General features: G+C 63.2%; 13 protein-coding genes. 7 read left to right on the top strand and 6 right to left on the bottom strand.

All coding sequences use genetic code 11. The features are described from left to right. Window positions 1–162: 162 nt before the first annotated feature. Complete coding sequence (locus V6766_RS22030) at window positions 163–2022, bottom strand: ABC transporter ATP-binding protein (protein WP_448470222.1); 1860 nt, start codon at window positions 2020–2022, stop codon at window positions 163–165. Between the two features lie 434 nt (window positions 2023–2456). Between V6766_RS22030 and V6766_RS22025 the strand changes: the two genes are divergently transcribed. Further along, entirely contained in the window at window positions 2457–4346 is a 1890-nt protein-coding gene (locus V6766_RS22025) for an FUSC family protein (protein WP_448470220.1), read from the top strand. A 12-nt stretch (window positions 4347–4358) separates the two neighbouring features. Here the strand turns inward: V6766_RS22025 and V6766_RS22020 are convergent, their stop codons facing one another. Then, entirely contained in the window at window positions 4359–5180 is an 822-nt protein-coding gene (locus V6766_RS22020; RefSeq protein ID WP_448470218.1) for an AraC family transcriptional regulator, read from the bottom strand. 65 nt (window positions 5181–5245) lie between these two features. Here V6766_RS22020 and V6766_RS22015 point away from each other — a divergent pair, with 65 nt between their 5' ends. Together V6766_RS22015 and V6766_RS22010 are read left to right on the top strand one after the other, a co-directional pair. Then, the gene (locus V6766_RS22015; RefSeq protein WP_448470216.1) at window positions 5246–6625 is read left to right on the top strand and encodes an SLC13 family permease; all 1380 of its coding nucleotides are present in this window, start codon (window positions 5246–5248) and stop codon (window positions 6623–6625) included. Between the two features lie 38 nt (window positions 6626–6663). Next, window positions 6664–7134, top strand: a complete 471-nt coding sequence (locus tag V6766_RS22010) for a tRNA (cytidine(34)-2'-O)-methyltransferase (RefSeq protein WP_448470214.1) — start codon at window positions 6664–6666, stop codon at window positions 7132–7134. Between the two features lie 6 nt (window positions 7135–7140). On the opposite strand, the gene V6766_RS22005 is transcribed toward V6766_RS22010, so the two are convergent. Beyond that, a complete protein-coding gene (locus V6766_RS22005; RefSeq protein WP_230722005.1) occupies window positions 7141–7392 on the bottom strand; it encodes a hypothetical protein in 252 nt (83 codons plus the stop codon). Window positions 7393–7499: 107 nt separating this feature from the next. Between V6766_RS22005 and hemF the strand changes: the two genes are divergently transcribed. From hemF to V6766_RS21990, 3 genes are all read left to right on the top strand, one after another. Beyond that, a complete protein-coding gene (gene hemF / locus V6766_RS22000; RefSeq protein ID WP_448470212.1) occupies window positions 7500–8411 on the top strand; it encodes an oxygen-dependent coproporphyrinogen oxidase in 912 nt (303 codons plus the stop codon). A gap of 121 nt (window positions 8412–8532) precedes the next feature. Then, on the top strand, window positions 8533–8703 hold the full coding sequence (locus tag V6766_RS21995; RefSeq protein ID WP_448470210.1) for a hypothetical protein: 171 nt from the start codon (window positions 8533–8535) through the stop codon (window positions 8701–8703). 110 nt (window positions 8704–8813) lie between these two features. Then, entirely contained in the window at window positions 8814–8996 is a 183-nt protein-coding gene (locus tag V6766_RS21990; protein ID WP_230722002.1) for a DUF1059 domain-containing protein, read from the top strand. Here the strand turns inward: V6766_RS21990 and V6766_RS21985 are convergent. From V6766_RS21985 to V6766_RS21975, 3 genes are read right to left on the bottom strand one after another with little or no spacing between them, the layout of a single operon-like run. Beyond that, a complete protein-coding gene (locus tag V6766_RS21985; protein ID WP_448470207.1) occupies window positions 8993–10258 on the bottom strand; it encodes a CCA tRNA nucleotidyltransferase in 1266 nt (421 codons plus the stop codon). The two genes, V6766_RS21990 and V6766_RS21985, sit on opposite strands and share 4 nt — an antisense overlap. After that, entirely contained in the window at window positions 10255–10899 is a 645-nt protein-coding gene (locus tag V6766_RS21980) for an NUDIX hydrolase (RefSeq protein WP_448427323.1), read from the bottom strand. The genes V6766_RS21985 and V6766_RS21980 overlap by 4 nt, the downstream gene beginning before the upstream one ends. After that, entirely contained in the window at window positions 10896–11504 is a 609-nt protein-coding gene (locus tag V6766_RS21975) for a DUF1285 domain-containing protein (protein WP_448470205.1), read from the bottom strand. Before V6766_RS21975 ends, V6766_RS21980 begins: the two co-directional genes overlap by 4 nt. Before the next feature lie 161 nt (window positions 11505–11665). Here V6766_RS21975 and V6766_RS21970 point away from each other — a divergent pair, with 161 nt between their 5' ends. After that, window positions 11666–12664 (top strand): AAA family ATPase, encoded by a 999-nt coding sequence (locus V6766_RS21970; protein WP_448470203.1) that lies wholly within the window; start codon window positions 11666–11668, stop codon window positions 12662–12664. The last annotated feature ends 5 nt before the right edge of the window (window positions 12665–12669 follow it).

Genomic DNA, 12669 nt, shown 5'->3' with positions numbered 1-12669 from the left:
CAACAATAGCGCAGATCCAACAAACAATGCTCGGGCTTGACCCGAGCATCCAGGCGACACGGAAAGCGCTGCCTGGACCCTCGGGTCAAGCCCGAGGGCGACACACGAGAGGCACGGGCTCATCAAAAAACCGGGCCCGCCTTTCAGCGGGCCCGGCGCATCTTACTCAGCGGCGGTATCGGCAATGAGGTCTTCGTCACCGCCGAGGAAGCCGCCGGACTGGCGGCGCCACAGATCGGCGTAGATGCCGTGGCCATTGGCGAGCTCCTCATGGGTGCCCATCTCGACGATCTCGCCCTTGTCGAGCACGACCAGACGGTCCATCTCGGTCAGCGTCGACAGGCGATGGGCGATCGCGATCACCGTTTTGCCTTCCATCAGCCCGAACAGGCTTTCCTGGATGGCGGCCTCGACTTCCGAATCGAGCGCCGAGGTCGCCTCGTCGAGCACCAGGATCGGCGCGTCCTTCAGGAACACGCGCGCGATCGCGATGCGCTGACGCTGGCCGCCGGAGAGCTTGACGCCGCGTTCGCCGACATGGGCGTCGAGACCGATCCGGCCGTGCATGTCGCTCAAGCTCTGGATGAAGTCCCAGGCATTGGCGCGCTTGGCCGCCGCAATCACCGCCTCGTCGCTCGCGCCGGGGCGGCTATAGGCGATGTTGTCGCGGATCGAGCGGTGCAACAGCGAGGTATCCTGCGTCACGACGCCGATATTCTCCCTGAGGCTGTCCTGCGCCACCTTCGACACATCCTGGCCATCGATGGTGATCCGCCCGCTCTCCAGATCGAAGAAGCGCAACAGCAGGTTCATCATCGTGGTCTTGCCCGCGCCGGAGCGGCCGACGAGACCGACCTTTTCGCCCGGCTTGATGGTCAGCGACAGACCCTCGATCACGCCGCCCTTCTTGCCGTAATGGAAGGAGATATCGTCATAGACGATCTCGCCTTTGGTAACGGTCAGGGCCGGCGCGTTCTCGACATCGGTCAGCTCGTGCTTCTTGGTCATCATCTGCATGCCGTCATAGACGGTGCCGATGTTTTCAAAAAGCCCGGTCACTTCCCACATGATCCACTGCGACATGCCGCCGATGCGCATGACCAGGCCGAGCGTCAGGGCAATGGCGCCGACGGTGATCGTGTCCTGCATCCAGAAGTGGATCGCAAGCGCGCCGACGGAGAACAGAGCGATCGCGTTGTTGATATAGACGAGGATCTGGAACTGGGTCACCCGGCGCATCTGCCGGTAGACGGTATCCAGAAACCCGTCCATGCCTTCCTTCGAGAACTGCTCCTCGCGGCCCGCATGGGAAAACAACTTCACCGTGGCGATATTGGTGTAGCTGTCGACCACGCGGCCGGTCATCAGCGAACGGGCATCGGCCTGCTCCGCCGAGATCCTTCTGAGCCGGGGGATGAAGTACCACAGCAATATGCCATAGATCACCAGCCAGACCAGAAGCGGAATCACCAGACGCCCGTCAGCCGCCGCGACGACAAAGATCATCGACCCGAAATAGCTCACCACATAGACGAACATGTCGAGCGTCTTCATCACCGTTTCGCGAACGGCAAGCGAGGTCTGCATTACCTTCTGCGATACCCGCCCGGCGAACTCGTTGGCGTAGAAGTTCATCGAATGGCGCAGAACGTAACGGTGCATCTGCCAGCGGCCGATCATCGGCAGGTTGGGCATCAACGCCTGATGGATCAGCAGCGACCCGAATGCCGTGAGCAGGGGCAACCCCACGAGCACCAGCGCGCCCATGAAGAACAGGTGCCACCCCTCGTCCGCCAGAAAGGTCGAGCGGTCGGCCGTCGACAGCCAGTTGACGATGTCGCCGAGGAACTGGAACAGATAGACTTCCGCAAAGGCAATCGTGGCCGCAACCACCGACATCAGAATAAGCCAGGGCGCTGCCGGCTTGGAATAATGCCACAGAAACGGGAACAGACCCTTGGGCGGCGTATCGGGCAATTCAGCGGGATACGGATTCAGGCGGGTTTCAAACCAGCGAAACATGATCGGACTCCAATATGTCTCCTCAAACCCAAAACGGCGGCACAGGGGCGCACAGACACGGGACGAGACGGAGACTGGAACAGCGGCCAAAACGAAACGGCCGCAACAGTTGGGATTGATTATCTAGGAAGTATAAGAGGCGTGTGAAAGGTCACGCGAGCCGGCGTGGTGGAACGCGGAGCAACACAGTGCTGCAGATATTCATCATGCGGTTGCTCCTCTGCCGGCGTTGAAAACGGAGCCGCTTATACGCCCGCTGCAGGAATTTGACCAGCCTCAAACGGCGTTCGAGAGATCGTTTACACGCCAGTGTTGCCGGTGGGCAACGGGCGTGATGGGTGCCATCAACGCTGGTTGTGAATGGCGCGCGCCGCTTGAAAGTTGCGGTCAAATGTCCGAAACCGCGACACTGGAGTTGGACAGGAAGACCGCACATGCAAGGTTTCAAAGCCGGTTGGTATCGCAAGCTCGCGCTTTTGACGCCCGCGCCCTACAAGCCGTGGCACCATTGCCTGCGCATTTCTGTCGGCACCGGGCTGCCGCTCCTTGCCGGCGTCCTGTCCAACGATATCGCACCGTTCCTCTACATCGCGCTCGGCGCGTTCCTGACCGAGGTCACGACCCGGCTCGGCCGGTATCGCGAGCGGTTCAGGATGATCGCGATCTCCACGGCAATCGGCGCGACCGGGTGCCTGATCGGACCGGCAATAGCCGGTCACGGCTTGATGACCTTGATTGTCCTTGTGCTTGTCGGCTTCGCCTCCGGCATCATCAGCAGCTATGGCGCTGCATTTTCCACAGGCGCGCTCTACATGCTGGTGCTCGCCATCGTTCACGCCAGCACCGCGAGCAGCATGCCGGCATGGGCGGTCGGCGCCTGTTTCGCCGCGGGCGCCGCCCTCGTCACGGCCATGCTCGCCGTCGAAGCCCTTGCCGACCGCGACAGACCCGAACGCGTGCTGCGCGCAAACCTCATCCGCGCGCTTGCCGGGCTGGCGCGCGCCCAGGACCGCGCCGCCGCCGAGACTGCCCGCCGCGCCGTGACCGACCAGACCAAGGCCGCCTATGACATGCTGATCGAAATGCGCAGTCATGATGCCGGACGCACCCGGGACATGGCGCGGACCGCCGACATGCTGTCGCTCGCCCATCAACTGACCATGGCGATCATCGGCGCGCACCGCGACCGCAAGGAACGGCAGACGGCGGCCGACATGCTGGACGCCGTGGCAGACGCGCACGAGGCCAATGGCAGGCAACCCACCCTGGAAGGCGATGGAGAACTCACACGACTCTGCCGCCAGCTTTCCGATACGCTGTGGCGAACGAACACCGTCGAAGGCGGATCTCTCGATGCGACCGAACGCCACCTTCCGCGTTTCTCGCGCGCCGCCCTACAGACCAGTCTTCGCAAGCTGGTGGTCGGTCGCGAGGTCATCGACGCCGCGCTGCGGCTGGCGCTTTGCATCGGCATTGCGGAAATCGCCGGACGCTTCGTCTCCGGCGATCATGCCTATTGGGTGCCGATCACCGTCGCCATCATCATGAAACCCGATTTCGGATCGGTGTTCGTGCGCGCCGTCCACCGCAGCATTGGCACCGTCATCGGCGTGCTGATCGGGATGGCGCTGATCGAGCTGATCCCCGACCGGATCGGGCTGGTCGCCGCCATCGCCGTGCTCGCCGCGCTCCAGCCACTGGCGGCATTGCGCAGCTATGCCACAAAGGTCGTGCTGCTGACCCCGGTGGTCCTGCTCATGATTGAGATCGCGGTTCCCGCGACGCCGTTTCATTATGGCCTGCAGCGGCTTGACGACACTCTGGTCGGCGCGGCGATCGTGCTCGTTTTCGGCTATCTCATCTGGCCCCGCTCGCAGAATGTCACGCTCGCAAGCGCCTTTGCCGCATCGAGCCGGGCCGTTGCGGATTTTCTCGCCGCAGCCTCCGACGGCGGCGCGGAAGGCGCCGGCAAGACTCTCGGAGAAACGGAATTTGCCGCCTATCGCAAACTGTCCGATCTGCGCACACAGCTTCAGAAATTCAGCGCCGAACCGCCGCCGGCGGGCCGCGAGGCCGCTTCGTGGTTTCCCGCCGTCGTTGGCGCGGAACGCCTGTGCGATGCCATTGCCGTCTATGCCGAAGGGCAAAGGCTCGGCGATCCGACGCCGGACCCGGAACGGATCACGCGCGTCGCACAGGCGATGGCCGACCTGAATGCCCACGTGCCGCAAACAAAACGCATCGAGAAAACCGACAGGTTCACCGCGGTGGAAGCCGAAATCGACTGGCTTGCCGACTATCTGCGCAACCTGCCCTCAGCCTGATCGCGCCGCCTCTCAGAGCGAGCCGTCCTTCATGTAGGATTGCGGCGGCACGCCGAAATGGCGGCGGAAGGCGGCAACGAAGGCGCTCACACTTTGATAGCCGAGCCGCCCGGCAATCTCCGTGCTGCTTCTTCCGTGGCCGAGATCGTTGACCGCCTCCATCAGCCTGAGCCGGCTGCGCCATTCGGAAAAGCTGAACCCGGTCTCGCGGCGGAACAGACGCTCGAGCGTACGCACGCCCGCGCCCGAGGAGCGCGCCAGTTCCTCCAGGTTGGCATGATCGTCCGGGCTTTCAAGCAGGCGGCCGGTGACGCGCTTGAGGCGCGGATCGCTGCCGGCGGGCAGGCTGAGGGGCGCGGACGGCAGTGTCGCCAGTTCATCGATGATGACTTCCGACAGCCGCGAAAGCCGTTCGCTCCTGTCGGCCGCTTCCTCCAGCGCAAGCGCGCGAAACTTGAGGATCAGATGCCGCATCAGCGCGGTCATGTGCAGAACCTCGCAGGCGCTCTTGTCGACGCGGGTCACGGAGGGGTCGATATAGATGAAACAGGCCGCGACATCGGTTTCCATCGCCACCGCATGCACAACCCCGCCTGGTATCCAGACGCAGTGGCTGGAGGGCGCGAGCCAGTGCGTGCCCCCGGAGCGCACCCGCAATATCCCCTCCTCCGCCCACAAAAGCTGGCCTCGCGGATGAGAATGCGATTCGCGGCCGACCTCGCCCGCCTTCCAGCGCCGCGCCCGCGCCGTGACGGGGCGCTCGGGGTCGAGGACCGAGCCCGGCGCCTCGTCCTCGAAGAAAATTGTCGGAAACGCGATATCGTTTGGCATCATGTAGCAGTTCCGCAGTTCTTTCCGATCTCATACACTGACCGAAAGAACAATCCAAAGGCTTATCGATGCCGACCTACAAGAAACTTATCGTCGCGGGCATCGCCATACTGGCGATCATATTCGCATTTTTCCCCGTCTCCTTCATGACCCCGGATCAGGCCCGCACGCTTGGCCTGGTGCTGGTGACGCTCAGCCTCTGGGCAACCGGCCTCGTGCCGCCCTATCTGGCAAGCCTGCTGTTCTTCGTCATCGCCCTGGTGCTGAAACTCGCCCCGCCCGACGTGGTCTTTTCCGGTTTCCATTCGGCCGCCATGTGGCTGGTGTTTTCGGGGCTTCTGATCGCCGCGGCCATCAAGAGTTCCGGTCTCAGCCAGCGGATCGGCGGCGCGCTGCTCGGACGCCTTTCGGGAAGCTATGTTGTCCTGATATCCGGCATATTCGCGATCTCCATCGTGCTGACCTTCGTCATGCCGTCGTCTCTCGGACGGTTCTTCCTGCTGTGGCCGATCGCCGTCGCGCTCGCCGACAGCCTCGGCTTCGAAAAGGGAACGACGGGCCGCACCGCAATTGCCATCGCCGTGACCTTCGCCTGCCATATTCCGGGCTTCGCCCTGCTGCCGTCCAACGTACCCAACCTCATTCTCGCCGGCGCGGCCCAGACGATCTACGATATCGACCTCACCTATGCCTATTACATGGTGCTGCATTTCCCGCTTCTGGGCGTGGTCAAAAGTATCATCATGATCGCGCTGATCGTGCGCATCTTTCCCGATACGCCGCGCCCGCAGAGCGCAGGCAAGGCCGAGGTCGCCTCGTCGCCGCTCGGCTGGCGGCAATGGTATGTGGTCGGCATTCTCGTCACGACGCTCGCCTTCTGGATGACCGACACGTTCCACGGCATCAATCCCGCCTGGGTCGGCATTGTCGCCTCGGTCGCGCTGCTGTGGCCGGGCGTCGGGCCTGTGGGCCCGGCCGAATTCGACAAGCATGTGAATTTCAGCGTGCTGCTTTTCATGGGCGGGTTTCTGGCGCTTGGCGCGGTCGTCAACTATACCGGGCTCGGCATCGTGATCGCCCACGGCATGGAACATATCCTGCCGCTTGAGCCGGGGCGCGATTTCCTGAACTTCATGTCGCTGTCGCTGATCGCCTTCGTGGTCGGGGTGATCTCGATCCTGCCCGGCGTGCCGGCCGTTCTGACCCCGATGGCGGGGGAACTCGCGGAACTGACCGGCTTCAGCGTGATGGCGGTTTTGATGACGCAGGTGATCGGCTTTTCGACGATGCTGTTTCCCTATCAGTCCGGCCCGCTGATGGTCGGCATGCAGGTCACGGAGCAGCCGGTTGCCAAGCTGATGAAGATATTGGCGCCGCTGACCGCGATCACCGCGCTGGTGCTGATCCCGCTCGACTTCCTGTGGTGGAAGCTGCTCGGCGTCATCTGAGGCTTGAGCGGGCGTCCGTTCCGGCATAGACAACGCCCATGACCCTGCGCATTGCCCTTTACCAGCCGGATATCGCCGGCAATACCGGCACGATCCTCAGACTTGCCGCCTGCCTCGGCCTTGCCGTCGATATCATCGAGCCGGCGGGCTTCGCGCTGTCGGACAGGAACCTGAAGCGGGCGGGCCTTGATTACATCGCCGCCGCCGTGCTGACCCGGCATGTGGACTGGGAGGCCTTTGAGGCTTGTCGACGCGACAGCGGCCGGCGCCTTGTCCTGGCCTCGACCAAGGCGAGCGTCGGCCATACCGACTTCGCCTATCGGCCGGACGATATCCTGCTGTTCGGTCGCGAGAGCGCCGGCGTGCCGGACCATGTCCATGAGGCCGCCGATCATCGGGTGCGGATCCTGATGGCGGACGGGCAACGGTCGATCAATCTCGCGGTATCGGCAGGGATCGTAACGGCCGAGGCGATGCGCCAGACCGGCGGCTTCGAGGGGCTTTCCTGACCGAGATCAGTCGGCGGAGGAGAGCCGCCGCATGGTGAACTCGATCCGGTCGTCGCCGGTCACGCGCCAGCTTTCCACCTCGGTCCAGTAGGCGGCCTTGGGATAGCTCTGAAACCACTCGCGCGCCTTGGCGCGGGCATCCTCGCGGGCAAGGCAATAGCGCTCGCGCACGAACCCGTCGCTCTTTTCCTGCGCCCGGTGCTCCCGGATGCGCTTTTTCAGCCCCGCCATTGAAGGCGGCTTTGGAACATTGGCCATCACGCTATCCTTCATTCTTCAAAGAAGATAAGGTTTTCATCTGAAGTTTGCGAGTCAAATCAAAAGCCCGGGTCAACGGGCGTTTCAGTTTTGAGTGGAGTGCATCTATGGAACGGCCGCAATTGCCCGTGGGTCTGCCGGACGACATCGAAGAGAAAAAAGCCGCCTCAAGGGCCTGGTTCGAAAGCCTCCGGGACACGATCTGCGCCGGCTTTGAGGCGCTGGAGCGGGAACTGACCGGCCCGATGAGCGATCTCGAGCCCGGCCGTTTCGAGGTCAAGGACTGGACGCGTGAAAACGGCGAAGGCGGCGGGCGGATGTCGACCATGCATGGCCGCGTGTTCGAGAAGGCGGCGATCCACACCTCCACCGTCGAGGGCACGTTTTCGCCGGAGATGGCCGCCAATATGCCGGGCGTCGACGAGGAGACGCGCTACTGGGCGAGCGGCATTTCGCTGATCGCCCATCCCGTCAACCCGCATGTGCCGGCCGTGCACATGAACACCCGCATGATCGTCACCAAAAGCTGGTGGTTCGGCGGCGGCGCGGACCTGACGCCCGTGCTTTCCCGCAGGCGCAAGCAGGAAGACCCCGACAGCATGCTGTTTCATCGCGCCATGGAGATCGCCTGCAACCGCCATCAGGCCGTCATCGACTACAAGAAGCTGAAGTCATGGTGCGACGAGTATTTCTACCTACCCCACCGCAAGGAAGCGCGCGGCATTGGCGGAGTGTTCTTCGACTGGCAGCATTCGGCGGATGACAAGGGCGGGCTCGATGCCGATTTTGCCTTCGTTCAGGATATTGGCCGGGCGTTCAATCTGGTCTATCCGCGGATCGTGCGCTCCAACTTCAATCACGAATGGACGTCGGAGGATCGTGACGAGCAGTTGATCCGCCGCGGACGCTATGTGGAGTTCAACCTGCTCTACGATCGCGGGACCGTTTTCGGGCTGAAAACCGGCGGGAATATCGAGGCAATCCTGTCCTCGCTGCCGCCCGTCACGCGATGGCCCTAGTTCTAAATCGATATAGTTAATTTTTCATCAAACAATCGCCTTGTTCACCTTGCATTCATAGGGCTGTTGCACCACGTTTCTATAAGACTTGATTGTAAGCTTGTTCGGGAGGAGCTGAACAATGACGAAGAAAGTCGACATCAAGGAATACAGGCATAAACAGCACGACCAGAAGCCGAAACCGCGCAAGGTTGCGGCGACTGAGGAGAATGCACGTCCGGGCCATGTGGCTCACGGGCATCGCCGGCCCTGCGAGGGTTCGGCCGTGTTCGAAACCTGGGCCCAGCATTAACATGAGGAGCCGTCAATGACGGCTCCGATCGGGCCAGCCGCGATCGTGCGGCACGCAGCAAAGACCTCCCGGTCCTTGCCGGCTGGGAGGCCAACCACAAGGAGGAAACCATGAAACGCTTTGATTGCGGTTCGCTCGTACCCGGTTGCACCTTTCATGCCAGTGCGGACGAGGAGGCGGAAGTCGTCCGTCGCGCCGTCGAGCATATGAGGACAACCCACGGCGAGACCATTATTCGCGAGAACATGGTCGAAAACATCAAGGCGCGCATCAAGGACGAGGAAAAGGTTTAGGCCTTGCCTTTCCGAAGCGCATCGAGCCGGGCGGCCAGCGCTGCCCGGTTAGCTTTGAAGTCATCCTCGATCCACCAGTCTTCCAGCTTTTTCATGTAATCGCCGACCGCCGGCCCAGCCGGCACCCCGGCCGCCACGATATCGCCGCCCGAAAACGGCATTTGCGGCTTTTCCCATCTCTCCGCCAGATCAACCAGTTGCCCGAGCTTGCCGGCCTCGCCCGCTGCGTCGAGATCGCCCGCGCCGGCCTTGCCGCGCGCGACCGCCAGCGCCAGTTTCAGCCTGATGAAAATGCCGCCCCTGCCATTGCGGTAAAGCAGCTTGCGCAATGCCGGCGCGGTGGTCGCGCCGCTGATGGCGGGCGCCGTCGCGAAGGCGAGGAAGAGCGCGCGCTCGGCATTGGAGAATTTCAGCCGGTCGGCAAGCTCCGTGACGCGGACGTCATAGGGCGGAATGATCGCGGCGAGGCGCAGATAAGGGTCCGGCTGCCAGCCGAGCGCGGCTTCGCAATCGATCAGCGCGGGAACGGCGTCAATCCCCCATTTCTCGCTCTCCGGCACGATGGCGGTCAAAATGCCGGTCTGGCGCATCCATAGAAGCGCGCGCGAGGGATCGCGGGCGGCAAGCAGTTTCTTGGTTTCCGCCCAGACCCGCTCGGCCGAAAGCGAGGCGAGACCGTCGCGCGCGCGGACCGAGGCGCGCAGCCCGTCCGCATCCGGCCTGCCGCCGCCATACCAGGCGAAGAAGCGGAAGAACCGCAATATCCGGAGATAATCCTCGCGTATCCGCGTTTCCGCCTCGCCGATGAACCGCACCGTCTTCGTCTCGATATCGGCAAGCCCGCCGACGGGATCGAAGATCGCGCCATCGGCATCGGCATAAAGCGCGTTGATGGTGAAGTCGCGCCGCGCGGCGTCCTCGGCCCAGTCGGTGCCGAAGCGCACGGTCGCATGGCGACCAAAGGTCTCGACATCGGCGCGCAGCGTGGTCGTCTCGAAAGGCTTGCCATCGCAGACCACGGTGACAGTGCCGTGATCGATACCCGTCGGGATTGCCTTCATGCCGGCGTTCTTCGCCCGGGCCATCACGGCATCGGGCACGAGCGTCGTCGCAAGGTCGATATCGCCGACCGGCTGGCCCATCAGCGCATTGCGCACCGCGCCGCCGACGATCCGGGTTTCGCCGCCCTCGCCGTTCAGGATTTCAAGAACCATCTTCAGCCGGTCGTCTTTGAACCAGTCCTGATCGCAGAGCTTGGTCAAGCGTAAAGCCTTTCGTAGATTGTCCTGACGATGCCGGCGGTTATACCCCAGATCCGGTGATCGCCGAACTTGATTTCGTAATACTGCCGCACCTTGCCCCCCAGCATGGCGGAGCCGCGGGCGTGGTTGGCCGGGTCCATGATAAAGCCCAGCGGAACTTCAAACACCGCGTCGACCTCGTCCGGATTGATCTTCAGCGAAAAGCCGGGCCGTACCACCGAAAGCACCGGCGTGATCCGAAACCCGCTGCCGGCAAGATAGTCCGGCAGCCGCGCGACCGGCTGGACGAAATGGCGGGCGAGGCCGATTTCCTCTTCGCTTTCGCGCAAGGCCGCATCCTCCGGCGAGCGATCGTCCGGATCGATCGAGCCTCCCGGAAAGGCGATCTGGCCGGAATGCTTGCGCAGCTTGGTGGTGCGCCGGGTGAAGATCACCCGCGCCTCGTCGCCATAATCGACCACCGGCACCAGCACGGCGGCGGCGCGCATGTCGAGGTCCTCGTAATAGGCGAACAGGTCGGGATTGAGCTTGTGATCGCCGTGATCGCGGATGGCATGCTCCGGTGGCCGCCCGCGCTGGCTGAGCGCGCGCTCGCGGAAAGCGCCTGCGGCAAAGGGCGTTTCCTTGACGGTTTCCCTCACAGGCGTTTCTCCAGTTCCGCCATCGCCATCACCGGAAATGCCATGCCGCCGGAGCGGATCGCAAACATGGTGCGGCCGTCGATCTCGATCTCCTCGCCAAGCGCCATCAGATCATAGGTCAGCGCCCGCGAAAACAGCGCCTCGAGCCGCCCGCGCACCAGCACATAGGGTCTCAGCCCGTCATCACCGTCGCCGACGGCAAATCGCAGGGGATGATTCGGACCAACCTTCACCACATCACCCATATTGGTGCGAATCATCAGCGTCCGGCTGTCGCCCTCCCCCTCGGTTTCCATGCCGACGGCGATGAACGGCGCATCCTCCACCCTGATCCTGAGCTTTTCCACCGGCGTTACCAGATAGGTCGCGCCGTCCTCGTCCTTGCGCAAGACCGTCGAAAAAAGCTGGGCCATGGCCGCGCGGCCGATGGGGCTGCCCTGATAGAACCAGGTCCCGTCCGCCTTGATTTCCATGTCGATCTCGCCGCAAAACTCCGGCTCCCAACGGTCCACAGGCGCGGGCTTGCGCAATTTGCCGCCATCAAGCTGGCGCGTAATGGCCGAAGCCAGCCCGCCGACATCGCCCGCCATATTGCCTTGCGTCATTTTTCCGTCTCACTTTCAGGGCCAGAATGCCTTCCTCTCGAAATAGTCATTTCAAACCGGCTTGTCAGCCGCCCGCAGGTGATTATCCTTTCCCGACAGGCAGCGTTCCACCTTTTCGCCGCCTGAGACCCGAACCGGCCATGGGCCTTGGAGACATGTAAATGGGCGCGATTGACACCGAGGAAACGCAGATCGTGGCGGAGGCCGAAAAGGCGCTCGCCGACATCAAGATCGTGCGCGAGGAAGTGTCGAAAGTCATCTACGGGCAGGAAAGCGTAGTCGAGAACGTGCTGCTTTCGATCCTGTCCGGCGGCCATGCGTTGCTGGTCGGCGTGCCGGGGCTTGCCAAGACCAAGCTTGTCGCAACACTCGGCACCGTGCTCGGTCTTGACGGCAACCGCATCCAGTTCACGCCCGACCTGATGCCCTCCGACATTCTCGGCTCGGAAGTGCTGGAGGAAAGCGAGGCCGGTCGCCGCGCCTTCCGCTTCATCAAGGGACCGGTGTTCGCGCAATTGCTGATGGCCGACGAAATCAACCGCGCCTCGCCGCGCACGCAATCGGCGCTGCTGCAGTCGATGCAGGAATATGCCGTCACCATTGCCGGCCAGCATTACGATCTGCCGCGCCCGTTCCACGTGCTCGCCACCCAGAACCCGCTGGAGCAGGAAGGCACCTATCCGCTGCCGGAAGCCCAGCTCGACCGGTTCCTGCTGCAGGTCAATGTCGATTATCCCGACATTGAATCGGAACGCCGAATCCTGCTCGAAACCACGGGCGCGGAAGAGGGAACCGCAAACCCCGTGCTGAGCGCCACGCGGCTGATGGAAATCCAGAGGCTGATCCGCAAGATGCCGGTCAGCGAAAGCGTGCTGGAGGCGATCCTTGCGCTGGTGCGCGCCGCACGCCCCGGCGAAGGCCATGCCGATACCGACCGCGACGTCGCCTGGGGCCCCGGTCCGCGCGCCGGCCAGTCGCTGATGCTGACGGCCCGCGCCCGCGCGCTTTACCAGGGCCGGCTCGCGCCCTCCGTCGATGATGTGCGCGCGCTTGCAGGCCCCGTGCTGCAGCACCGCATGGCGCTGACCTTCGCAGCGCGCGCGGAAGGAAAGACCGTGACCGACGTCATCGCCGCAATCGCCCAGCGCGATTTCAACTGACAGGC

Source organism: Martelella sp. AMO21009 (assembly GCF_053484295.1).
Note: the sequence above shows the minus strand (reverse complement) of the source record. Positions and strands in the feature narration are given on the sequence as shown.